Origin of the sequence: Gordonia sp. SL306, from assembly GCF_026625785.1 — a bacterium.
In the GTDB taxonomy this organism is placed as follows: domain Bacteria; phylum Actinomycetota; class Actinomycetes; order Mycobacteriales; family Mycobacteriaceae; genus Gordonia.
In genome coordinates, this window is the sequence record NZ_CP113063.1 from 3791652 (window position 1) to 3814394 (window position 22743).

18 protein-coding genes are annotated in these 22743 nt (G+C 67.2%); 16 read left to right on the forward strand and 2 right to left on the reverse strand.

Annotation, left to right across the window (positions count from 1 at the left end; translation table 11 throughout):
* The 3 genes from sucD to OVA31_RS17415 all read left to right on the forward strand — a co-directional run bounded on the left by sucD (position 1) and on the right by OVA31_RS17415 (position 2119).
* The gene (gene sucD / locus OVA31_RS17405) at positions 1-891 is read left to right on the forward strand and encodes a succinate--CoA ligase subunit alpha (RefSeq protein WP_164306437.1); all 891 of its coding nucleotides are present in this window, start codon (positions 1-3) and stop codon (positions 889-891) included.
* Between the two features lie 84 nt (positions 892-975).
* The gene (locus tag OVA31_RS17410) at positions 976-1662 is read left to right on the forward strand and encodes a hypothetical protein (protein WP_267627869.1); all 687 of its coding nucleotides are present in this window, start codon (positions 976-978) and stop codon (positions 1660-1662) included.
* Complete coding sequence (locus tag OVA31_RS17415; RefSeq protein WP_267627870.1) at positions 1655-2119, forward strand: RDD family protein; 465 nt, start codon at positions 1655-1657, stop codon at positions 2117-2119. Before OVA31_RS17410 ends, OVA31_RS17415 begins: the two co-directional genes overlap by 8 nt.
* On the opposite strand, the gene OVA31_RS17420 is transcribed toward OVA31_RS17415, so the two are convergent.
* Entirely contained in the window at positions 2107-2583 is a 477-nt protein-coding gene (locus OVA31_RS17420) for an SRPBCC family protein (RefSeq protein WP_267627871.1), read from the reverse strand. The two genes, OVA31_RS17415 and OVA31_RS17420, sit on opposite strands and share 13 nt — an antisense overlap.
* A gap of 121 nt (positions 2584-2704) precedes the next feature.
* Between OVA31_RS17420 and OVA31_RS17425 the strand changes: the two genes are divergently transcribed.
* The 4 genes from OVA31_RS17425 (at position 2705) to OVA31_RS17440 (ending at position 5964) form a co-directional block, all read left to right on the forward strand.
* Positions 2705-4156: a carboxyl transferase domain-containing protein gene (locus tag OVA31_RS17425; protein ID WP_267627873.1), complete on the forward strand. Its 1452-nt coding sequence runs from the start codon at positions 2705-2707 to the stop codon at positions 4154-4156.
* Positions 4153-4551: an NUDIX domain-containing protein gene (locus OVA31_RS17430; RefSeq protein ID WP_324290123.1), complete on the forward strand. Its 399-nt coding sequence runs from the start codon at positions 4153-4155 to the stop codon at positions 4549-4551. The genes OVA31_RS17425 and OVA31_RS17430 overlap by 4 nt, the downstream gene beginning before the upstream one ends.
* 122 nt (positions 4552-4673) lie before the next feature.
* Positions 4674-5294: a nitroreductase family protein gene (locus OVA31_RS17435; RefSeq protein ID WP_267627874.1), complete on the forward strand. Its 621-nt coding sequence runs from the start codon at positions 4674-4676 to the stop codon at positions 5292-5294.
* 43 nt (positions 5295-5337) lie between these two features.
* A complete protein-coding gene (locus OVA31_RS17440) occupies positions 5338-5964 on the forward strand; it encodes a TetR/AcrR family transcriptional regulator (RefSeq protein WP_267627875.1) in 627 nt (208 codons plus the stop codon).
* A gap of 152 nt (positions 5965-6116) precedes the next feature.
* Here OVA31_RS17440 and OVA31_RS17445 read toward each other — a convergent pair whose 3' ends face one another.
* Positions 6117-9692, reverse strand: coding sequence for an indolepyruvate ferredoxin oxidoreductase family protein (locus OVA31_RS17445; RefSeq protein WP_267627877.1), 3576 nt, complete (start codon positions 9690-9692; stop codon positions 6117-6119).
* Positions 9693-9922: 230 nt separating this feature from the next.
* Between OVA31_RS17445 and OVA31_RS17450 the strand changes: the two genes are divergently transcribed.
* The 9 genes from OVA31_RS17450 to OVA31_RS17490 all read left to right on the forward strand — a co-directional run bounded on the left by OVA31_RS17450 (position 9923) and on the right by OVA31_RS17490 (position 22700).
* Entirely contained in the window at positions 9923-11539 is a 1617-nt protein-coding gene (locus tag OVA31_RS17450; RefSeq protein WP_420714062.1) for a carboxyl transferase domain-containing protein, read from the forward strand.
* Entirely contained in the window at positions 11496-13607 is a 2112-nt protein-coding gene (locus OVA31_RS17455) for an acetyl/propionyl/methylcrotonyl-CoA carboxylase subunit alpha (RefSeq protein WP_420714063.1), read from the forward strand. Before OVA31_RS17450 ends, OVA31_RS17455 begins: the two co-directional genes overlap by 44 nt.
* A complete protein-coding gene (locus OVA31_RS17460) occupies positions 13607-14752 on the forward strand; it encodes an acyl-CoA dehydrogenase family protein (RefSeq protein ID WP_267627879.1) in 1146 nt (381 codons plus the stop codon). Before OVA31_RS17455 ends, OVA31_RS17460 begins: the two co-directional genes overlap by 1 nt.
* Entirely contained in the window at positions 14749-15249 is a 501-nt protein-coding gene (locus OVA31_RS17465) for a MaoC family dehydratase (protein WP_267627881.1), read from the forward strand. Before OVA31_RS17460 ends, OVA31_RS17465 begins: the two co-directional genes overlap by 4 nt.
* Before the next feature lie 2 nt (positions 15250-15251).
* Complete coding sequence (locus OVA31_RS17470) at positions 15252-16151, forward strand: HpcH/HpaI aldolase/citrate lyase family protein (protein WP_267627882.1); 900 nt, start codon at positions 15252-15254, stop codon at positions 16149-16151.
* A gap of 42 nt (positions 16152-16193) precedes the next feature.
* On the forward strand, positions 16194-17825 hold the full coding sequence (locus OVA31_RS17475; RefSeq protein ID WP_267627884.1) for an AMP-binding protein: 1632 nt from the start codon (positions 16194-16196) through the stop codon (positions 17823-17825).
* A 59-nt stretch (positions 17826-17884) separates the two neighbouring features.
* The gene (locus tag OVA31_RS17480; RefSeq protein WP_420714216.1) at positions 17885-19864 is read left to right on the forward strand and encodes an acetoacetate--CoA ligase; all 1980 of its coding nucleotides are present in this window, start codon (positions 17885-17887) and stop codon (positions 19862-19864) included.
* 132 nt (positions 19865-19996) lie between these two features.
* Entirely contained in the window at positions 19997-21034 is a 1038-nt protein-coding gene (locus tag OVA31_RS17485; protein ID WP_267627886.1) for a DUF5336 domain-containing protein, read from the forward strand.
* Between the two features lie 166 nt (positions 21035-21200).
* Positions 21201-22700, forward strand: coding sequence for a DUF6350 family protein (locus OVA31_RS17490; RefSeq protein WP_267627887.1), 1500 nt, complete (start codon positions 21201-21203; stop codon positions 22698-22700).
* Positions 22701-22743: the final 43 nt, after the last annotated feature.

Genomic DNA, 22743 nt, shown 5'->3' on the forward strand with positions numbered 1-22743 from the left:
ATGTCGATCTTTCTGAACAAAGCGAACAAGGTCATCGTCCAGGGCATCACGGGCGGTGAAGGCACCAAGCACACCGCCCTGATGCTCAAGGCGGGCACCAACATCGTCGGCGGCGTCAATGCGCGCAAGGCCGGCACCACGGTGAGCCACGACGGCGGCGTCGAGCTGCCCGTGTTCGGCACGGTGGCCGAGGCGATGAAGGAGACCGGCGCCGACGTCTCGATCGCCTTCGTGCCGCCGAAGTTCGCCAAGGACGCCATCATCGAGGCCATCGATGCGGAGATTCCGCTCCTGGTGGTCATCACCGAGGGAATTCCGGTGCAGGACAGCGCTTATGCGTGGGCCTACAACGTGTCCAAGGGCAACAAGACCCGCATCATCGGTCCGAACTGTCCCGGCATCATCACCCCCGGCGAGTCGCTGGTCGGCATCACGCCTGCCAACATCGCGGGCACCGGACCGATCGGCCTCGTGTCGAAGTCGGGCACCCTGACCTACCAGATGATGTACGAGCTGCGTGACATCGGCTTCTCCACCGCGATCGGTATCGGCGGCGACCCCGTCATCGGCACCACACACATCGACGCCATCGAGGCCTTCGAGAAGGACCCCGACACCAAGGTCATCGTGATGATCGGTGAGATCGGTGGCGATGCCGAGGAGCGCGCGGCCGACTACATCAAGGCGAACGTCTCCAAGCCGGTCGTCGGTTACGTCGCGGGATTCACTGCGCCGGAAGGCAAGACGATGGGCCATGCCGGCGCCATCGTATCCGGCAGCTCGGGTACCGCGCAGGCCAAGAAGGAGGCCCTCGAGGCCGCAGGCGTGAAGGTCGGCAAGACGCCGAGCGAGACCGCCAAGCTGGCCAGGGAGCTCTACCAGAGCCTCTGACGCCCCAGCACGACGCACCTGCAGCCGTTGTTCCCATTTGTCGGGAACAACGGCTGCAGTTCGTTCGGGGGCTACGATTCGTTTGTGGGCCAGGACAACGAGGTACCGCGTGAGGTACTGGTCGCGGCGGCGATCGGAGGGGTGGCGCTTGCGGGTCGAGCGACGATCGCCTCGGCTGCCGTCGTGGCATCGGGTATCCGTTTCGGTCTTCGCCTGCCGGTGATCGGCTCACTCGGAAGACGGGGAGTGGACCGGCTGGCGGCCGGCGGTGAGCTGGTACTCGACGCACTCCCGGATGCGATCGATCGTGTGCGAGCCCTTGTCGCGGTGGTCGTCTCCGCCGTCGTGGCCGAACTCGACCTGACCACCCTGGTGCGCGAGAACGTCGATCTGAACGAGGTCGCCGCAGGCCTGGACATCGAGGCGATTCTCGACCGCGTCGATCTCGACGCCGTGATCCGTGACCGGGTGAACCTCGACGCGGCGGTGGCGCATGTCGATCTCGATGCGGTGGCCGGGGGTATCGACATCGACGCGATCGCAGCGCGAATCGATGTCGACGCGATCCTGAATCGGGTCGATCTCATCGGCTTGGCCAACGAGATCATCGAGGGCGTGGACCTGCCCGACATCATCCGTGACGCGAGTACTTCCGTGACCTCCGACGTGATGACGGACGTGCGCAGCACAAGTGAACGTGCCGATGACGCGGTGGCCGGCATCGTCGGCCGGATTCTGCGGCGCGCGCCGGAGGTGTCACCCGATGAGTGACACCCTGCATCCCCGGGCGCATCCGCCGGTCATCCACGACAGCAGCAAGAACGCCGGGATCGTCAGCCGCGGTGTCGCGGCATCTCTGGACCTTCTGGTGGTGCTCGCGATCCTGAGTGGCGCCTACCTCGGCTATGCCATGGTGCGGCTCCTCTTCAGCATCCGCGACTTCTCCTTCCCACAGCCCAATGCGGTGTTCACGGCAACGGGTTTCATCGGGGTGTCGATCGCCTATCTCGCCTTGTGCTGGGCGGTCTCGGGACGCACGCTCGGATCGGTCGTGATGGGTCTGCGGGTGGTGAACCACAAAGGTGACCGCATGCGTCCGGTGGGGGCGCTGCTGCGCGCGCTGTTCTGCGTGTTCTTCGCCATCGGGCTGGCGTGGGTGGCGGTGGACCGGCGGCGTCGCTCCGTCGCCGACGTCGTGCTGCGGACGCGGGTGGTCTACTCGCGCTGAGCTGGTCCGATCTCCGATTCGGATTTCAATGCAGCCAAGCCCTTTTCGAAGTCCTTTCCGATCAGCTTGTCGAACAGTCCCAAAGGGCCGGCGATCCGTGAGAACAACGAGTGCGGTCCGGTCATCGTCCAGGTGATCTCGGTCTGCGCGCCGCGTGGCGCCAGGGTGAAGACACTGTTGCTGGTCGACTTCATCGGCTTCTCGAAAGCGACGGCGACGGCGACCCGGGTGGGTTCGGTGACGTCGGTGATCTCCATCGTGCCCTTGCCTGCCTTGCGGTTTCCCGACCAGGAGTATCGCGCACCCACGCCACTGTCGGCTCCCGCATGCTCCCGCGTGAGGTCGGGGTCGAGGCCCTCCCACGGGGACCACCGCTTCCACTCGTGGAAATCGACGATGAGCGGGTAGATCTTCTCCGGTGCGGCAGCGATCGTGGTGGTCCGCGTCACGGTGTAGTCGGACATGGTGAGCTCCTGTCGGTGAGTGTGTCTGCGATTATGACCGCCGCAGGCCCCACGGATCATCGGTCCGAGCCGTTTGTTTCCGAACGGTCGTCTGGCGGGCAGCCCACACTACGATGTGAGGGTGACCGATCGCCCGCGCGCCGATGCCTTCAGTCTGGTCGAATCGCTGTTCGATCAAGGCACATTCGAGGCGTGGGACGCTCCCGTCGGCTGGGAGCCGGCCGACCCGGGATATCGGTCCTCGCTCGCCCGGGCGCATGAGCGCACCGGGCTGGATGAATCGGTGGTCACCGGATCCGGTCGCGTCAACGATGTCCGAGTGGCCGTGGTGGTCAGCGAATTCGGCTTCCTCGGAGGGTCGATCGGTCGGAGCGCCGGACAGCGGGTGGTCGCCGCGATCGAGCGCGCGACACGGGAGCGGATTCCGGTGCTGGCCCTCCCGGCGTCGGGCGGAACCAGGATGCAGGAGGGCACCGCGGCATTCCTGCAGATGGTCGCGATCACCGGCGCGGTCAACGCGCACAAGGCGGCGGGGCTGCCCTATCTGGTGTATCTCCGACACCCGACGACCGGTGGGGTGTTCGCATCGTGGGGGTCCCTGGGACACGTGACCTGGGCGGAGCCGTCGGCACTCGTCGGTTTCCTCGGCCCCCGTGTCTACGAAGGGCTGTACGGGGAACCGTTCCCCGAGAACGTCCAGACGTCGGAGAATCTGCACCGACGAGGATTGGTGGATTCCGTCGTGCCGGCCGAGCGTCTCGGAGGGGTCGTCGGGGAGACGCTCGCGGCGCTGTCGTCGAGAGTGCGAGGGCCGGACGGGACGGGGAAGGCTGCAGCCAGGCCGATCTCGGAGCCCTCGTGGGCCGGTACGGCGTGGGAGGCGGTACTCGCGACCAGGGCGCGGGATCGGCCCGGGCTGACTGAGTTCCTGGCGGCGGATGGCACCGTCATACTCCGCGGTGATGCGCCGTTGTGGTTGGCGCTCCACAGTTTCGGCGGCAGCCCGGCAGTGGTGATCGGGCACGACCGGCGGAAACAGGCGGGCGGGGCGCTGATCGGGCCGGTCGACCTCCGAGTCGCGCGACGCGGGATGGCCATGGCCTCCGAGCTGGGATTGCCGGTGGTCACCGTCATCGACACCCCGGGCGCCGAACTGTCGGTGGCTGCCGAAGAAGCCGGGCTGGCCTCCGAGATCGCCCGCTGCACAGCTGAACTCGTGTCGGTCCCGGTGCCGACTGTCTCAGTTCTGCTCGGTCAGGGCGCAGGCGGGGCGGCACTGGCGCTGTTTCCGACGGACCGCAGGATTGCGGCGACGGATGCGTGGCTGTCGCCCCTTCCACCCGAGGGAGCCAGCCTCATCGTGCACCGTGACACCGACCACGCGGCGGAGTTGGCCGCCGACCAGGGCATCGCCGCAGGCGCCCTCTACGCCGACGACACCGTCGACCTCCTCGTCGATGTGACCGCACCTGACGGGATGACTCGGCTCCGATCGGTGATCGCCGCGGAACTGGCTTCGGGGCCGACGCCGTCGGACAGCCGTCGGACCCGCGTCCCCGGAGGTCGTGGGTGACCAGGCGTGTCGTGGGAGTCGGAGCGGTGGTCTGGGATTCTGCCGACCGGCTGCTACTCGTGCAGCGCCGGTATCCGCCACAGGTCGGCCGCTGGAGTGTGCCCGGCGGAAAGGTCGAAGCGGGGGAGACGCTCCCCGCTGCGGCCGCGCGCGAGGTCGAGGAGGAGACGGGTCTCATCGTCGAGGTGGGGGCGGAGGCCTGGGTGGTCGACATCCCGGGCGACGACGACGTGGTGTACGAGGTCCACGACTTCGTGGCCGAATACCGTTCGGGCACGATCCGGGCCGGCGACGATGCGTCTGATGCCCGGTGGGTGGAGGCGCACGAATTGGACGAATTGCCCCTGACCGACGGACTGGTCGATCACCTGCGTCGGTATGGTCTGCTCCGCTGAGATCCCCGAGCGTGCCACCACGGCCGGTCGGGGACCGGCATCGACATCGTCACCGCACGCGGCCAAGCTGGAGAGTGGTCCCACGATGGCCGATCGACATCATCGACAACGAAGGAGATCGCATGACCGACCTGTTACCCCTGGACCCCGATGAGCTGCTCACCACCACACGTTCGGTGCGCAAGCGGCTCGACCTGGAGCGCCCGGTGCCGCTCGAGATTGTCAAGGAGGCGTTGGAAGTGGCGCTGCAGGCGCCCACCGGAAGCAACAGCCAGGGCTGGCACTGGATCGTGCTGACCGATCCGGTGATCAAGCAGAAGGTGGCCGACCTCTATGCGAAGTCGTTCGCCGCGTACTCGGCGAACCAGCCCAGGGCCGACGACACCGCGCGCCGCGTCGCGTCGAGCGCGCAGTACCTGGCCGACACGATGGGGCAGGTGCCGGTTCTGGTGATCGGCGCGATCTACAGCGGAGGCGAACTCCCGGCGGGCAACCAGGCGGGCCTCTGGGGTTCGTTGCTTCCGGGCGCGTGGAGTCTGCAGCTCGCGCTGCGTGCTCGCGGATTGGGATCTGCCTGGACGACTCTGCACCTGACCTATGAACGTGAGGTCGCCGAGCTCCTGGGCATCCCGGGCTCCGTTCACCAGGGGGTGCTGCTGCCCGTCGCGTACTACACGGGTACCGACTTCAAGCCGGCCGGCCGCAAACCCCTCGACGACATCCTGCACGTCAACGGCTGGTGACGGCCATGATGTGACCGACGCGGCGGTAGAGTGCGAACTCATCATGACCACGTCGCCAACCTCGTCATCCGAGCAGCCTGCGCGCACCCGTCGCGGGCAGGCGAAGGCGGCGCGGCGGGCCGAATTGCTCGAGGCCGCCGCGCGCCTGATGGCGGCCCGTGGCTTTGCCGGGGTGACCCTGGAGGACATCGGCGGAGCGGTGGGCGTCAGTGGCCCGGCGATGTACCGGCATTTCTCGTCGAAGACCGACCTACTCGACGAGATGCTCGTCGACATCAGTCAGCGTCTGCACGACGGCGGCGCGGAGGTCGTCGCCCGTGGTGGCGACCCGGATGAGACGTTGCTCGAGCTCATCCGGTTCCACATCGATGTGCTCGTCACGAAGCCGGACCTGATCGCCGTCCAAGACCGCGACTTGTCGTCGCTGACGCCTGCCGCGAACCATCAGGTGCGGTCGCTGCAACGGCGATACGTCGAGCAGTGGGTGGACGTGCTGCTGGCGCTTCACGAGGTAAGCGGTGACCAGGTGCGCTCACGCGAGGAGGCACGCGTCCGAGTTCATGCGACGTTCGGTTTGCTGAACTCGTCGCCGAGACTGCCGGCCTACCCGGAGCCGGGCCTGCGTGCCGTGCTCGGCGCGATGGCGTGGGCAGCGTTGCGGGCGGAGTGATCTCGTGGTCTCGATACGCCGGCTCGCTTCGCTCGCAGGCTACTCGACCAGCGGTTTGGGGGTTCGCCGGTTACTCGACCGGCGGTTGGGGTTCGCCGGTCGAGTAGTGGAGGAGCGTAGCGACGGAACGTATCGAGACCAGTCGCGCACGGTCAGATGCCCAGCGCAGCGCGCTGCCTGGCGACCTCCTCGCGGTAGCGCTCGACATTGGCCATCTTGATGCTCTCGTAGCCGCGGACCATGTCCGGCAGGTCGGCGAGGGCGACCGCGGACGACAGCTGTTCGGTACCGATGCGGCCGCTCGACAGTCCGGCCAGGATCGCCTCGAGGATCTCGCGATACTCGACGATCAACGCGCGCTCGGTTCGGCGGATCTCGTTGCGTCCGAACGGGTCCAGCTTGGTCCCGCGGAGTCGCTTCATCTTCGCGAGGCCCGCCAGCGGCCGATCAGCCCAGGCCCCGAGTGACATCTTCTCGCGCATCCCGAGATGACGCAGGGTCGGCGGATGCAGCCGCACGGCCACCTCGGCGTCGTCGCCGAATTGCTCGGCGATACCCGACGCGAATGCCGCGTCCTGCGTCAGCCGGGCCACCTCGTACTCGTCCTTGTAGGCCATGAGTTTGTAGAGGTTGCGGGCAACTGTGCCGGTCAATCCGTCGCCGTGGCCGGCCCGGTGCACACGGTCCACCAACTCGAGATACTGGCGTGCATACCGCTCGTCGGCGTACGCGATCAACTCGTCGTACCGGATCGCGATCGCGTGGGAGAGGTCGTCGTCGGCGATGCCCAGCGCGGCGACCGCCGTCCCGGCACCATCGCTGGGGATGATGTCCGGCGACGACGAACCGTGCAGAGCCGCGAGCGCGTCCGTCACCGCATCCGGGTCGTCGACGATCTGCCGGCCGCGGCGGAAGGCCTGCGTGTTGGACTCGACGGCGACGCCGTTGAGTTCGATGGCCCGTTCGACGGACTCTGCCGAGATCGCCAGCGCCCCTGCCTGATAGGCCGCACCGACCATGAGCATGTTGGCGTACTGCTCGTCGCCGAACAACCCGGTCGAGAGCGCACCCGGGTCGAGATAGACCGCGCGTGCGACCTTGGCGTCGATCGCGGAGTGGACCTGGTGGGCGGCGGGGAAACCGACCGAGGTGTCGATGACCATCGCGCCCGTGGGGATCTCGGTCGTCGAGACCACGGCCACTGTCTTGTCCGGCGACGCGACCTTCAGGTTGACCGGATCGGTGCCGACCAGCGGATCGCACACGAGGTAGAGGTCGCAGTCGTCGGAGGCGACCTTGGCGGCCTGCTCGATGGCTCCCGGCGACACCTTCACATCGCTCACCACCGCACCGCCCTTCTGGGCGAGGCCGGTCATGTCGACAGTGCGGGCGGCGTGCCCGTCCAACACTGCCGCGGTGGCCAGGACCTGCGACACGGTCACCACGCCGGTGCCGCCGATGCCGGTGACCCGGAGGGTGAATGTGTCACGGAGTTCCGGGACGTTCGGCGTCGGCAGTGACGTGTCGGCGATGTCGTCGGCCCGCACACCGGCGCGACGTGTTCCGGGCGTGACGGTCACGAAGGACGGGCAATCGCCCTTGAGGCACGAGAAGTCGAGGTTGCACGAACTCTGGTCGATCCGTGTCTTGCGGCCGAACTCGGTCTGGACAGGATGAACGGACAGACAGTTCGACTTCTCGCCGCAGTCGCCGCAGCCCTCGCAGATACGCTCGTTGATCATCACGCGCTGATTGGGGGTCTCGACGATGCCGCGCTTGCGCTTGCGCCGATTCTCCGCGGCGCAATGCTGGTCGTGGATCAACACCGTCACGCCCCCGGCCGCGGCCAGCTCGGTCTGAACGTCGAGCATCTCGTCTCGGTGCCGGATCTCGACGCTCCCGGGGAGTCCGAGGGCTTTGGTGCGTTTGGGATCGTCGGAGGTCACGACGATTCGCGCGACACCCTCGGCGATCAGCAACGACGTCAGGCGGGGCAAGCCCATGGCGCCCACGGGATCCTGGCCGCCGGTCATCGCGACCGTGCCGTTGTAGAGCAACTTGTAGGTGATGTTCTCACCCGCCGCGACTGCGGCGCGCAGGGCCAGCGATGCCGAGTGCATGAAGGTTCCGTCGCCGACGTTCTGGACGAAATGGTCGGCGGTCACGAATGGTGCCATGCCGATCCACTGCGCGCCCTCGCCGCCCATCTGGGTGACGCCGGCGATGTCTCCGACCTGACGAGGATCCATCAGCAGAACCATGGCGTGACAACCGATCCCAGCTCCGACGAGGGTGTCGTCGGATACCTTTGTCGAGCTGTTGTGCGGGCAGCCGGAGCAGAAGTAGGGCGTGCGAACGGCGAGTGGCAGTTCGATCCGCCCGCGTCGCTGCGACTTGCGGTCGAGCCAGTCCTGCGCGGCGTCGATGTGATGGTGGTGTGCGAGCCGGGTGGCGAGGCCACGGGAGACGGCGTCGACGTCGAGTTCGCCGAATCGCGAGAAGAGCGTCGAGCCGTCTTCGTTCGTCTTGCCGACGATCCGAGGAGCGCGAGGGTGACGGAAGAGGATGTCACGCATCATGGTCTCGATGAAGTCGCGCTTCTCCTCGATCACGATGACCTCGTCGAGTTCGCCGGTGGCGGTGTCGAACATGAAGCGGTTCAGGATGTCCCGTTCGATCGGGTACACCATCCCGAGCTTCAGGATCCGGACGCCGAGAGCGCGCAGGTCATCGTCGGTGATGCCCATCAGACGCAGCGCTTCCCGTAGGTCGAGATAGGTCTTGCCTGCGGCGACGATGCCGATGTGGTCGTCGGAACTCGACACGGTGATCCGGTTGAGTCCGTTGAGGCGCGCGTATTCGAGCGCACGCGGGATGCGTGTGGTGAGCTGATTCTGTTCCAGCTCCATCAGATTCGCGCCCAGCAGGCGACCGCTGGGAACGTGTGGGCTCGCGCCGAGGTCTCCGTAGACCGGCATGATCCGCGCGGGGTCGACCATGGCGGTGGAGGCGCCGTCGGCGACATGCGCCGAGATCTTCATCGAGGTCCACAGGCCGCTTGTTCTGCTCATCACGGCGGCATGCACACCGAGGTCGAGGATGTCCTGGGAGTCGGCAGGGTAGAGGATCGGCATGTAGAGATCCGCCAGCGCCATCTCCGACGCGCACGGAACCGTCGAACTCTTCGCGCCCGGGTCGTCGCCGACCAGTGCGACCGCGCCTCCGGCCGGGTGGGTGCCGATCAGGTTCGCGTGCCGCAATGCGTCGGTGGCACGGTCCAGGCCGGGGGCCTTGCCGTACCAGTAGCCGACCACGCCATCGCGGGTGTGTCCCGCGGCGTCCGGGGCGAGATGGCCCACCTGCCCGGCCACCTGCGAACCCATCACCGACGTCGCCGCGATCTCCTCGTTCAGTCCGGGGCGGTGGACGATGTCGTAGGGCTCGAGGTAGTTGCGTCGGCGGGCGATCTCCAGGTCGTAGCCGGCGAGTGGCGAACCCTCGTAGCCGGAGATGAAGGAGGCCGTTCGCAGATTCTGCAACCGATCGATGCGAGCGCGGTCGCGGACCATTCGGACCAGCGCTTGGATACCGGTGAGGTAGATGGTGCCCGACTCGCGCGTGTAGCGGTCGTCGAGGGAGAACGTCGCGCCCCCGGGAATCGGGGTGCCGCGGGAGTCGGCTTCGGTGTGCGCGCCTACTCGGCGCGCGCGGTCGTCTGCGAGGGTCATGGGGTTACCTGGCCTTCTTCATATGTCGGTCCGCGAGGCCGGTGGGTGGTGGCGTCGCGGGCGTCGGTTATCTGGCCCATGGGTGGTGGGCCTGACACCACAGTACGAAATTTCGTGAGCCGCGTCACGTCGGCTGCGAGAATGTGATGAGTGTCGGGAAGGGCACGTGACAAGTCGCACCGGGCTGACGTACGATGCGGTTCAGTTAATCGCCACTAACTGAAAGGTCGATGGTGACCAGCACGTTCAGCATGGAAGCCACCAGCGGGTCCGGCGAAGAGCCGGTCGGGTCCCGTGTCGTCCACCTCCGCAACATCGGCCGACTCAAGGAGCGTCTCGCCGTCGCGCGGCGGGGAGGCGGCGAGAAGGCGCGCGACCGGCACATCTCCCGAGGCAAACTCTTGCCCCGCGATCGGGTGGACGGACTCCTCGACGTCGGTTCGCCGTTCCTCGAGGTGGCCCCCCTCGCGGCGACGGGTATGTACGACGACCGCGTGCCGTCGGCCGGTGTGGTCGCGGGCGTGGGCCGCGTCGCCGGACGCGAATGCATGATCGTCGCCAACGACGCGACGGTCTCCGGTGGCACCTACTACCCGATGACCGTGAAGAAGCACCTGCGCGCACAGGAGATCGCCGCGGCCAACCGGTTGCCCTGCATCTACCTCGTCGACTCGGGCGGGGCGATGCTCCTGCAGCAGGACGAGGTGTTCCCGGACCGTGATCATTTCGGCCGGATCTTCTACAACCAGGCGACGATGAGCGCTGCGGGCATCCCGCAGATCGCCGCGGTCCTCGGTTCGTCGACGGCCGGCGGCGCCTATGTGCCGGCGATGAGCGACGAGACGGTGATCGTTCGCAATCAGGGCACGATCTTCTTGGCAGGCCCGCCACTGGTGAAGGCGGCCACCGGTGAGGACGTGACCGCTGAGGAACTCGGCGGCGGCGCGATGCACTCGTCGATCTCCGGGGTCACCGACCATCTCGTCGACAACGACGAGCAGGCCCTGGCGAAGGTGCGCGACATCGTCGCCACCCTGGGTCCGCGTGAGACGGCGCAGTGGGAGACGATCGCCCCGCGCGAGCCGAAGCGGCCGCAGACCGACATCTACGACGTGGTCCCGACCGATTCGCGAACCCCCTACGACGTCCGCGAGGTCATCGAGATCCTCAGTGATGCCGGGGAATACACCGAGTTCAAGGCGAACTACGGGACCACGCTGGTCACCGCCTTCGCCCACGTGCACGGCCACCCGGTCGGCTTCGTCGCGAACAACGGCGTGTTGTTCAGCGAATCCGCGCTCAAGGGAGCGCATTTCATCGAGCTCTGCGATCAGCGGCGGATACCGCTGATCTTTCTGCAGAACATCACCGGCTTCATGGTGGGACGCGCTTACGAGGAAGGCGGCATCGCCAAGAACGGGGCGAAGATGGTCAACGCCGTCGCGTGTGCGCGGGTCCCCAAGCTGACCGTCATGGTCGGCGGCTCGTTCGGCGCCGGCAACTATTCGATGTGCGGCCGTGCGTATTCGCCGCGGTTCCTGTGGATGTGGCCCAACGCTCGCATCTCGGTGATGGGCGGACCACAGGCGGCCGACACGCTCGCCACGGTCCGTCGCAACCAGGTCGAACGGTCCGGGGGTGACTGGGCCGCCGACGACGAGGAGTCGTTCAAGGCGCCGATCCGCGAGCAGTTCGAGCGGCAGGCGGATGCGTACTACTCGACCGCTCGGCTGTGGGACGACGGGATCATCGATCCTGCCCAGACCCGGACCACTCTCGGATTGGCGCTGGAAGCCTGCCGATATGCCCCACTCGACGACCCGCGCTACGGCGTCTTTCGGATGTGATCACGTGACCGACAACAACACTCCAGCAATCCGGCCGATCCGCAGCGTGCTGGTCGCCAATCGCGGTGAGATCGCCTGCCGTGTGATCGGCACCCTGCGCCGGATGGGTATCCGCAGTGTCGCCGTCTATTCGGACGCCGACGCCGACGCACGTCACGTCCGGGAGGCCGACGTGGCGGTTCGGATCGGGTCGGCGCCCGCGACCGAGAGTTACCTGAACATCGACGCCGTGGTGCGCGCGGCGCAGGATTCCGGCGCCGACGCCGTACACCCGGGCTACGGGTTCCTCTCGGAGAACCAGAAGTTCGCTGCGGCACTGGCCGGTGCGGGCCTGGTCTTCATCGGTCCGCCGGTGGACGCCATCGCGACGATGGGCGACAAGATCACCGCTCGCGCCGCGGTCACCGAACGCGATGTTCCCGTGGTTCCGGGCTTGTCGCGGCCGGGTCTGACCGACGACGACCTGATCGCCGCCGCCCCCGACGTCGGCTTCCCGGTTCTGATCAAGCCGAGCGCCGGTGGTGGCGGCAAGGGCATGCACCGTGTCGAGAACGCCGCGGACCTGCCCGCTGCGCTCGAACGTGCCCGCCGAGAGGCCGGCTCCGCCTTCGGCGACGACACCCTGTTCCTCGAGCACTTCGTGGACACCCCACGCCACATCGAGGTCCAGGTCCTCGCCGACGAGCACGGCAACGTGATCCATCTCGGAGAACGTGAATGCTCGCTGCAGCGCCGCCACCAGAAGGTGATCGAGGAGGCGCCGTCGGCCCTGCTCGACGAACAGACGCGTGACCGGATCGGTGCTGCGGCCTGCGACGCCGCACGCAGTGTCGGTTACACCGGCGCGGGCACCGTCGAGTTCATCGTCTCCGCCCATCGGCCCGACGCGTTCTTCTTCATGGAGATGAACACGCGGCTGCAGGTCGAGCATCCGGTCACCGAGCTCGTCACCGGCGTCGACCTGGTGGAACAGCAGATCCGGGTGGCGAGGGGTGAGGCGCTCACGCTCACCCAGGACGACATCGTGATGAGCGGGCACGCTATCGAGGCGCGTGTGTACGCAGAGGATCCGGCGCACGGATTCCTGCCGACCGGCGGGACCATCGCAGGTCTCGTCCACCCGGACTCCTCTCCGGGCAACGGGATTCGCGTCGACTCGGCGATGACCGACGGGCTGGTGGTCGGCAGCGACTACGATCCGATGCTGGCGAAGATCATCGCGCACGGCAGAGATCGGGAGGAGGCACTCGAGCGGCTCGACCAGGCCCTCGCCCACACCCACGTACTCGGCGTGGTGACCAACATCGACTTCTGTCGCCATGTGCTCGCCCAGCAGTCTGTCCGCGACGCGGAGCTCGACACCGAACTGCTCGACCGACTCGTCCACGACTACTCCTCGCCGGAGCCCGTTCCGGAAGCTCTTGTCCTGGCGGGGGTCGCGCGTATCGGACCCCGCGACCGTGCGGACATATGGCAGTCCGCCGTCGGCTGGCGGATCGGCGAACCCGCACCTGTGGTGACCCGTTTGGTGAGTGGCGCTGAGCATTTCACCGTCGCCATCGAGGTGGAGTCGGCGTCGGCGGATGCGATCGTCGGTCAGGCGACCGTGACCCACGACGACGATGACCGGCGGCCGTGGCACGCGACAATCGAGTATCGGCGGATCGCGAACGGCGACAACGAGAGCCGGCGGCTGATCGTCGACGGGGTCAGCCAGTCGTGGTCGAACGCCGAGGTCGACGGGACGTGGTGGGTGGCGGGTCCGCACGGCACCTGGCTGCTCGATCTCGCCCGAACGCTGCTCGACGAAGCTGCCGACGAGCATGCCGGCGAGATCCTCAGCCCGATGCCGGGAACGGTGGTCGCGGTCCGGGCCGAGGCGGGGGAGACCGTCTCGGCGGGCAACCCGATCGTCGTCGTCGAAGCGATGAAAATGGAACATACGCTCACCGCTCCGATCGACGGAGTGGTGGCGGTCTCGGCGAGGGTCGGTGACAAGGTCGCGGCCGGCCAAACACTCGCGCATGTGGAATCCGCCGTGGGCGATTCGATCGACAAGGAGAACTGATGGAACTCACTCAGGAGTACACCGACCTCATCCACAGCGTCCGCGACTTCGCCCGGTCCGTCGTGGCGCCCGTCTCGGCGAAACACGATGAGGAGCACAGCTTTCCCTACGAGGTCGTCGCGCAGATGGGGCAGATGGGCCTGTTCGGGCTGCCGTTCGACGAGGAGTACGGCGGCATGGGGGGCGACTATTTCGCGCTCGCGCTGGCCCTCGAGGAACTCGGAAAGGTCGATCAGTCCGTCGCCATCACCCTGGAGGCGGGGGTGGGGCTCGGCGCGATGCCGATCTACCGGTTCGGCACGGAGGCGCAGAAGCAACAGTGGCTGCCCGACCTCACCGCTGGCCGTGCCCTCGCGGGATTCGGCCTCACCGAGCCGGGCGCGGGTTCCGACGCCGGTGCCACCGCGACCACCGCGAAGGACGACGGCGACTCGTGGATCATCAACGGCGGCAAGCAGTTCATCACCAATTCCGGAACCGACATCACGTCGTTGGTCACGGTGACCGCCGTCACCGGGACGAAAGAGAACGGGCGCAAAGAGATCTCGACGATCATCGTCCCGTCTGATACCTCGGGCTTCACCGCCGAACCGGCGTACAACAAGGTCGGGTGGAATGCCTCGGACACGCATCCGCTGACGTTCATCGATGCGCGGGTGCCCACCGAGAACCTCCTGGGCGAACGTGGTCGCGGCTACGCCAATTTCCTCTCGATCCTCGATGAGGGTCGGATCGCCATTGCCGCACTGTCCACCGGCGTCGCGCAGGGCTGCGTGGACGAGAGCGTGAAGTACGCGAAGGAACGTCAGTCCTTCGGGAAACCGATCGGCGAGTACCAGTCGGTGTCGTTCGCGATCGCGCGGATGGAGGCCCGCGCGCACGTTGCCCGTACCAGCTACTACGACGCGGCGGCGAAGATGCTGGCCGGTAAGCCGTTCAAGAAGGAGGCGTCGATCGCCAAGATGGTCGCGAGCGAGGCGGCGATGGACAATGCGCGGATGGCCACGCAGATCCACGGCGGCTACGGGTTCATGAACGAATACCCCGTGGCGCGGCATTACCGTGACTCCAAGATCCTGGAGATCGGCGAGGGCACCACCGAGGTCCAGCTGATGCTGATCGCACGGGAACTGGGGTTCGCATGAGCCAGGACGGCGTCGACGGTCCGGCCCGCATCGTGCAACGCGGCCTGTGGTTCGACGAGTTCGCGGAGGGAACCGTGTACGAACATCGGCCCGGCCGCACGGTGACCGAGGCGGACAACGTCCTGTTCACCACGCTCACGATGAACACCCAGGCCCTCCACCTCGACGCGGCCTGGTCGGCACAGCAGCCAGGCTTCGATGGTCAGCGGCTGATCAATTCGATGTTCACCCTGTCGACCATCGTCGGCCTGTCGGTGTCGCAGCTGACGCAAGGGACGCTAGTCGCCAATCTCGGCTTCAGCGAGGTCGCCTTCCCGGCGCCGTTGTTCGCGGGTGACACCCTATACGCCGAGACCGAGTGCACTGGTAGGCGGGAATCGAAATCGCGCCCCGGCGAAGGCGTGGTGAACTTGACCCACATCGGACGCAATCAGCACGGCGAGGTCGTTGCGCGTGCCGCACGGGCCACGTTGGTGCGAAAGAAGCCAGTGGAGTAGTGATGAATTTCGACAGCCCGCAGTTGATCAACGCCTGGACACCCCCGGGACCCGCCATGCTCTTCTGCCCGGCGGATCGTCCCGAGCGGTATCAGAAGGCGCTCGATCGGGCGGACGTGGTGATTCTCGACCTCGAGGACGCCGTCTCGCCGGAGAACCGCGTGGCCGCACGAGAGGCGCTCGTCGCCAACCCACTCGATCCAGGTCGCACGATCGTGCGGATCAACCCGGCGGGCACGGGTGACTACCGGCGCGACCTCGCGGCCATCGGCGACACCAATTACCGGGTCGTCATGCAGGCCAAGGCCGAGGATGTCGACTCCATCATCGACACCGCGCTGCAGACTGTCGCGCTCATCGAGACCCCGCTGGGTGCGACCCGTGCCCACGAGATCGCCGCCGCGGTGAACTGCATCGGACTGATGTGGGGCGCCGAGGATCTCGTCGCCGGTCTGGGCGGCAAGTCGAGCCGGTTCGGACCGGACGAGGAGCGGCCGGGCTCGTATCGGGACGTGGCCCGGTGGGTTCGTTCGTCGACGAGGATCGCGGCCGCCGCCCATGGCAAGTTCGCAGTGGACTCGGTCCACCTCGACATCCCGGATGTCGCCGGGCTGATCTCCGAGGTGCGTGACGCGGTTGCGCTGGGTTACACCGCGACCGCGTGTATCCACCCATCGCAGGTGCCCTACATCCGCGACGGCTATCGGCCGTCGGAGGAGGAGGTCCGATGGGCGCACCGCGTGGTGGAGGGATCCGCCGAATATCAGGGCGGGGTGTTCAGCATCGACGGACAGATGATCGACGGCCCGGTGCTGCGGCAGGCCGAGGTGGTGCTGGCGAGAGTCGTCGCCACCCAGGCCGACGCCGAGCCCGATGACACACCGACCACCGAGCACCAATGAGTAACCGCCGCTGACGCGGCCAGAAGGAATCGGAGCGCGATCATGACCGAACCGGCATATGCGCGGGGCGAGGACAGCCCGGATCTGCTGACCGAGACGATCGGCGCGACGCTGGCACGAACGGCGTCGACGTTCGGCGACAACGTCGCGCTCATCGATGCCGCCGCCGGGCGACAATGGACGTACACCGAGTTCCTCCATGATGTGCGTGCCCTGGCCGCGGGACTCGTCCGACTCGGGGTGAATCCCGGTGATCGGGTGGGCCTCTGGTCGCCCAACCGGTTCGAGTGGGTGCTGACCCAGTACGCGACGGCCGAGATCGGCGCGATCCTGGTCAACCTCAACCCTTCCTATCGGCAGAACGAGATCGAGTACGCGCTCACCCAGTCGGGAGCGGGCGTCGTCGTCGCCGCCGAGCGGTTCAAGGACTCCGGCTACGCGACGATGCTCGCGGCCGCCCGTCCCAACTGTCCAGAACTCCGCGAGGTGATCCTGTTCGAGTCCGCGGAATGGGCGGCGCTGCTCGCCGAGCCCACTCCGGCCGAGGCCGCCCGGGTCGCGGAGATCGCGGGATCGCTGGCGCCGGACGATCCCATCAACATCCAGTACACCTCGGGCACCACCGGATTTCCCAAGGGCGCCACGCTGTCGCATCGCAATATCGGCAACAACGGCTACCTCGTGGGCGAGCTGCTCGACTACACCGAGGCCGACCGGATCTGCCTACCGGTGCCGTTCTACCACTGTTTCGGCATGGTGATGGGCAATCTCGCGGCCACCAGTCACGGCGCCGCCATGGTCATCCCGGCGCCGGCCTTCGACCCGGCGGCCACCCTGGCCGCGGTGTCGGAACATCGCTGTACGAGCCTGTACGGCGTGCCGACGATGTTCATCGCGGAGCTCGCTCTCCTCGACGACACCGGCGGGGCAGCGGGTTTCGACCTGTCGAGTCTGCGAACGGGCGTCATGGCAGGCTCGCCGTGTCCGGAACATGTGATGCGTCAGGTCGTCGAGCGGATGCACATGAGCGAGGTGTCGATCTGCTACGGCATGACCGAGACCTCGCCGGTGTCCACCCAGACCCGTATCGACGACCCGCTCGAACTGCGGGTCGGCACGGTCGGTCGGGTCGGGCCGCACCTCGAGGTCAAGGTCGTCGACCCGGGCTCGGGCGACACCTTGCAGCGCGGCGAGACCGGTGAACTCTGCACCAAGGGATACTCGGTGATGAAGGGCTACTGGAACGAACCGGAGAAGACCGCCGAAGCGCTCGACGCCGAGGGGTGGATGCACACCGGTGACCTCGCGGTGATGGACGAGAGCGGCTACGTCCGGATCACCGGTCGGATCAAGGACATGGTGATCCGCGGCGGCGAGAACATCTACCCCCGGGAGATCGAGGAGTTCCTCTACACCCATCCGGACATCCTCGATGCGCAGGTCATCGGTGTGCCCGACGACAGGTACGGCGAGGAACTGATGGCCTGGGTACGATTGCGTGACGGCGCAACCGATTTCACCAAGGACGACCTGCACGCCTTCGCGGCGGGCAAGATCGCTCGGCACAAGATCCCCCGATACGTGCACGTGGTGAAGGAATTCCCGATGACGGTGACGGGCAAGGTGCGCAAGGTGCAGATGCGCGCCGAGGCAGTCGACATACTCGGACTGTGAGACGAGGCGAGCGAGGACACGTGAACGATTCGCAGCAGAGCACTTCCCGGACGACATACATGGATTCGTTCGCCGCGGCGGCAGGAGAGCGGTCCGGTCGTGACCTCACCGACTATGCAGCGCTGTGGCAATGGTCCGTGGACGAGCCCGCCCGGTTCTGGCGCGCGTTATGGGACTTCTACGATCTCGATGACATCGCCGTCACGACGGACGGGCAGCCACTCCTCGACGATGCCGACGTGTTCGTGAGTCGCGAGATGCCGGGCGCGCAATGGTTTCCGAGGGTGCGACTCAACTACGTGTCCGCGATCCTGCGGCACACCGACCGGCCGGGCGCGGCGATCGTCGGCATCGACGAGGACGGCGGACGGACCGAGGTCGCGTGGTCGGAACTGTCCGAACAGGTCGCCGGGTTCGCCCGGACCCTGACCGATCTCGGCGTCGGCGTCGGTGATGTGGTGGCCGCGTATCTGCCGGACATCCCCGAGGCGGTGATCGCCTTTCTCGGCACCGCCTCCGTCGGCGCGATCTGGTCGGGCTGCGGGCAGGACTACGCACCGGAGGGGGCCGCGGGCCGCATCGCGCAGCTGCACCCGAAGGTTCTCGTCACCGCCGCGGGTTACCGCTACAACGGCAAGGTCGTCGACAAGACAGCCGAGAGTGCCGCATTGGCCGATCTCCTGCCCGAGTTGGTCGCGCACGTCGTCGTCGCACCGCCGGGTGGCGGTGGCCTACCCAGCGGTACTGCCGCACAGCCGGGTTCGGCGCAATGTCGCCGGATCGGCTACGCGGAGGCGGTGGATCACCAGGGTGAACCGTTCGAACCGATCTCGGTGCCGTTCGACCACCCGCTGTGGGTCCTGTTCAGTTCCGGCACGACCGGCAAGCCGAAGGGCATCGTCCACGGCCACGGCGGGGTGGTGGTCGAACATCTCAAAGCGGCGGGACTCCACGGGGATCTGGGGCCCGACGATGTCTTCTTCTGGCAGACCGCGCTCAGTTGGATGATGTGGAACTTTCAGGTCGCCGGGTTGCTCTGCGGCACCAGGATCGTCTGCTACAGCGGATCACCGCTGTACTCCGATGCGGACCGGCTCTGGCAGATCGTCGAATCCGAAGGGGTCACCTACTTCGGTACCAGCCCCGGGCAGCTGCAGGCCTCTCGCAAGGCGGCGCTGCGTCCCGGCCGGGATCATGATCTCTCCGCCCTGCGAACCCTGGGCAGCACCGGATCCACTCTCGCCGCCGATCTGTTCACCTGGGTCGACCACAACGTGAAGCCGGGGTTGCCGATCTCGTCCATCAGTGGGGGGACCGACGTGGTCACCGCGTTCGCGGGTGGTTCGGTAGGTGTCCCGGTCGTCGCGGGTGAGCTCTCGGTTCGCTATCTCGGAGTGGCGCTGGAGAGTTGGGCACCGGACCGTACACCGCTGATCGATGAGGTCGGGGAGATGGTCATCACCGCACCGATGCCCTCGATGCCCGTGTCGTTCTGGAACGACCCCGACGGCGCGCGTTACCGCAGCGCGTACTTCACCCATGAGTGGGCATCTCCGCCACCTGAGTCGGTCTGGCGGCACGGCGACTGGGTGACAGTGACTGATCGCGGTTCGATGGTCATCCACGGCCGAAGCGATGCCACATTGAACCGGCATGGCATCCGGATGGGATCGGCCGACATCTACGAGGTGGTCGAGGGAATCGACGAGATCGCCGAGGCCTTCGTCCTCGGGGTCGACGGTCCGCGCGGCGCGTACTGGATGCCGTTGTTCATCACGCTCGTACCCGGCGCCGGCCTGGACGATCAGTTGCGATCGCGCATCGCGTCGGAAGTCCGGACCAGATTGTCGCCGCGGCACGTGCCGGACGAGGTGATCGAGGCGCCGGGAATCCCTCATACCCGGACCGGCAAGAAACTCGAGGTGCCGGTGACCGGGATCCTGGCGGGGCGAGCCGACGTCAACATCGACCCGAGATCCGTGGACGACTACGGCCTGATCGCGTGGTACGCGAACCAGGGGACTGCCCATCGCTGGTAGAAGGCGCAGGTCATCGGCACATCGCGCAGTGCGGCGAATGCCATGTCATAGGGGCATCGAAAAACATGTACTAGCGTGGGGCCCGGCACATGCGCTCACCGCGGGGGCACAGACGACTGAGCAGGAGATGCGATGACCTACCAACCGGGATCCGGCCAGCAGGGTTACGGGCAGTACGGCGGCTACTCACAGTCCGGCCACCAGGAAGGTGCGGGCTACGGGCAGCCGGGGTACGACCAGCAGGGCCAGGGCCAACAGGGACAGGGCCAGCAGGGTTACGGGCAGCAGCCGACCTACGGTCAGCAGTACCCGCCGAATTACGGCCAGCAGCAGTACCCGCAGAACTACGGCCAGCAGCAGTACCCGCAGAACTACGGCCAGCAGTACCCACAGAACCCGCAGGGCTACGGCCAGCAGCAGTACCCGCAGAACCCGCAGGGCTACGGACAATATGGTTCCCCGGCGGCACCGAAGCCGCAGGGCCAGGGACTGCCGGGCAACATCGGCCAGCTTCTCGCCATCGCGGTCGCGGCGGTCGCCGGCGTCGACGCCATCGTCAGCTTCTGGAATCTCGGTGCGTATCTGCCGTATATGGCATTCATCGCCCTGCTCGCGGTACTGACCCTGCATCCGAAGATCGACACGAAGATCTTCGTGCCGGTGATCGCGGCGGCTGCGGTCGGGACGGCGATCACGGACATCTTCGCGGTGATCCACACGGCCTCGCGCGGGTCGGAGTTCATCGCCAATTCGGGCATCGACTACACCCAGCTGGTGCTGTCGCTGATCGTGGCCGCGCTTGCCGTCTTCTGGCTGTCGATCGTGTTGGACCTGGTCAAGGTGGCACCGGCAATCGGCGGGACCGCCGCGTCGGCCGACGCCGCTGCTCCGACCACTCAGGTCCCGGCCCAGACCCAGTCGTCGGCTTACGGCGATGCGCAGACCAGTGCCTACGGTGCGGCCACCACGCAGCAGCCCACCTATGATCCGTCCGCGTACACCCATGTGCCGTCGTCGCCGACCTCGTCGCCGGGCTACAGCCCGACGGTCGGTGCATCCGAGGCCGGGGCGTCGGCCGGTTACTCGCCGGAGCGGTCCGCCCAGGCAGGCGACAGCGGTTCGGAAGCCACCACCAAGCTCAACAAACCGGAGCAGTCGAGCGGTCACTGACCCTCCGGCACCCGCATCATCCGGCGCCCCGTCGACACAATGTCGGCGGGGCGCCGCGGTGTCACAGAGGTCATCGGCGTGCGACGCCTGCGACGCGTGTCGCTTTCTGGGGTTGTCGCGGCGCGTCTGCCGGATGTGATGGTTGGGTCGTGCCACGCTCATGGTGATGCCCTCGCCTACAGCTGACAACCTCGCGTCGCGTCTGCGTCAGATGCGGCAGCTGAGCCGTGCCCAACGGGCGATGCCCGACGGGTCTGCACGCGAGCTCGTCGTCGTCGCGTTCGCGGTCCCGGTCGTCACGATGCTGGTGTCGGCCGTGGTGGTCCTGACGGTGTTGCTGTCGGCCGGGAGCGGACTCGACGGGATGGCGACCGCGGTCGGTGCGATCTGGCTCGCCATCCATCAGGTCCCGCTGACGATGAGCGGCGTGACGATCGGGGTGCTCCCGCTGCTGCCGACGATCGCGGTGGCCGCCGGATCCGCGCGGTTGGCGGCGTCGGTGAGCGGCCCCGAGCGGCCCGCATCCGAGCTGGTGGCGGTCGTGTTCTCGGCGATGGGTGGTCCACTGCTGATGACCGCCCTGTCGCTCGCGGTCGTGATGGACGGGTCGTCGGTCTTTCCGTTGCAGAGTCCGGCCGCGTTGACCGCATTCGGCTACACGGCCGGCATCCATGCGGCAGCGGCCACGCTCGGGATCGTCTGGCGGCGTCGGCGAGAGTGCTACGACCGCTTCGGGATCACGCCCGCAGTGCGGCGCGGCGTGCGGCTGGGTGGATTCGCCGTGGCCGCGCTGCTCACCTGTGCGGCCGCACTCGTCGTGATCCGGTTGGTCATGCGATGGGGGGTCGTCGGCGATCTGATCGGTGGCGGCAGTGATCTCGACGGCTACCTCGGACTCACCGCGCTGTCGGTGCTGTACCTGCCCAATGCGGTCGTCGGGGCAGCGGCGGTGCTCGTCGGGTCTGACGTCCATGTCGGTGGCGCGACCGTCGATCTGCTCGACGTCCACGGCGGCCCGGTGCCTCCGCTGCCGGTACTCGGCGTGCTGCCCGAGGGCGGCGCAGGCATGCTCGGGATCCTTGGCTTCGTGATCCCGGCGTCGATCGCGCTGCTGGTGGCGTGGCGCTGCCGCGACATCGATCCACTGGCGAATGTGCGGTCCGTCGCGGTGGCCGGTGCGGTCGCCGCATCGACGATGGTGGTTCTGTGCGCGATGGCGGGTGGCGTGCTCGGCGAGTTCGGTGATGCCGGTGTCACCCTGCCCAGCGCAGGCGTTTTCACACTCGGTTGGATAGTTGTCGCCGGCATGGTGGTCGCGCTGGTCTACGGAACGCTTCCGTCGACCCGCGCCGCGCGCGAGATGCTCGACGTCGAAGAAGAGTTCTTCGACGTGGACGACCCCGGTTACGAGGACGACTACCTCACCGCAGACGACGAGGGCGACTGGGAGTACGAGGACTGGGAGTACGAGGACTCGGAGTATGAGGACGACGGTGCCGACGGCGCCTGGTCTGACGACGACCCGGACGGCGAGCACCGGGATGACGGCGGCCGGGACGACGAGTGGGACGCCACCGGGTCAGCCGACGAGTTCGACACGGCTGACGAACACGAGAGCGTGGGCACAGCGGACGAGGACGTCGAGTACTCGGGCGACCCGCGCTGACGGAGCAGGACCGCACCGCCCCGACGATCAGGGCATTCAGGCC

What these genes read in the sequence shown, in the direction of transcription:
- sucD (WP_164306437.1), top strand. Translation starts at nt 1, where the DNA reads ATGTCGATCTTTCTGAACAAAGCGAACAAGGTCATCGTCCAGGGCATC.
- OVA31_RS17415 (WP_267627870.1), top strand. Translation starts at nt 1,655, where the DNA reads ATGAGTGACACCCTGCATCCCCGGGCGCATCCGCCGGTCATCCACGAC.
- OVA31_RS17420 (WP_267627871.1), bottom strand. Translation starts at nt 2,583, where the DNA reads ATGTCCGACTACACCGTGACGCGGACCACCACGATCGCTGCCGCACCG.
- OVA31_RS17435 (WP_267627874.1), top strand. Translation starts at nt 4,674, where the DNA reads ATGACCGACCTGTTACCCCTGGACCCCGATGAGCTGCTCACCACCACA.
- OVA31_RS17440 (WP_267627875.1), top strand. Translation starts at nt 5,338, where the DNA reads ATGACCACGTCGCCAACCTCGTCATCCGAGCAGCCTGCGCGCACCCGT.
- OVA31_RS17445 (WP_267627877.1), bottom strand. Translation starts at nt 9,692, where the DNA reads ATGACCCTCGCAGACGACCGCGCGCGCCGAGTAGGCGCGCACACCGAA.
- OVA31_RS17450 (WP_420714062.1), top strand. Translation starts at nt 9,923, where the DNA reads ATGGTGACCAGCACGTTCAGCATGGAAGCCACCAGCGGGTCCGGCGAA.
- OVA31_RS17455 (WP_420714063.1), top strand. Translation starts at nt 11,496, where the DNA reads ATGCCCCACTCGACGACCCGCGCTACGGCGTCTTTCGGATGTGATCAC.
- OVA31_RS17460 (WP_267627879.1), top strand. Translation starts at nt 13,607, where the DNA reads ATGGAACTCACTCAGGAGTACACCGACCTCATCCACAGCGTCCGCGAC.
- OVA31_RS17465 (WP_267627881.1), top strand. Translation starts at nt 14,749, where the DNA reads ATGAGCCAGGACGGCGTCGACGGTCCGGCCCGCATCGTGCAACGCGGC.
- OVA31_RS17470 (WP_267627882.1), top strand. Translation starts at nt 15,252, where the DNA reads ATGAATTTCGACAGCCCGCAGTTGATCAACGCCTGGACACCCCCGGGA.
- OVA31_RS17475 (WP_267627884.1), top strand. Translation starts at nt 16,194, where the DNA reads ATGACCGAACCGGCATATGCGCGGGGCGAGGACAGCCCGGATCTGCTG.
- OVA31_RS17480 (WP_420714216.1), top strand. Translation starts at nt 17,885, where the DNA reads ATGGATTCGTTCGCCGCGGCGGCAGGAGAGCGGTCCGGTCGTGACCTC.
- OVA31_RS17485 (WP_267627886.1), top strand. Translation starts at nt 19,997, where the DNA reads ATGACCTACCAACCGGGATCCGGCCAGCAGGGTTACGGGCAGTACGGC.
- OVA31_RS17490 (WP_267627887.1), top strand. Translation starts at nt 21,201, where the DNA reads ATGCCCTCGCCTACAGCTGACAACCTCGCGTCGCGTCTGCGTCAGATG.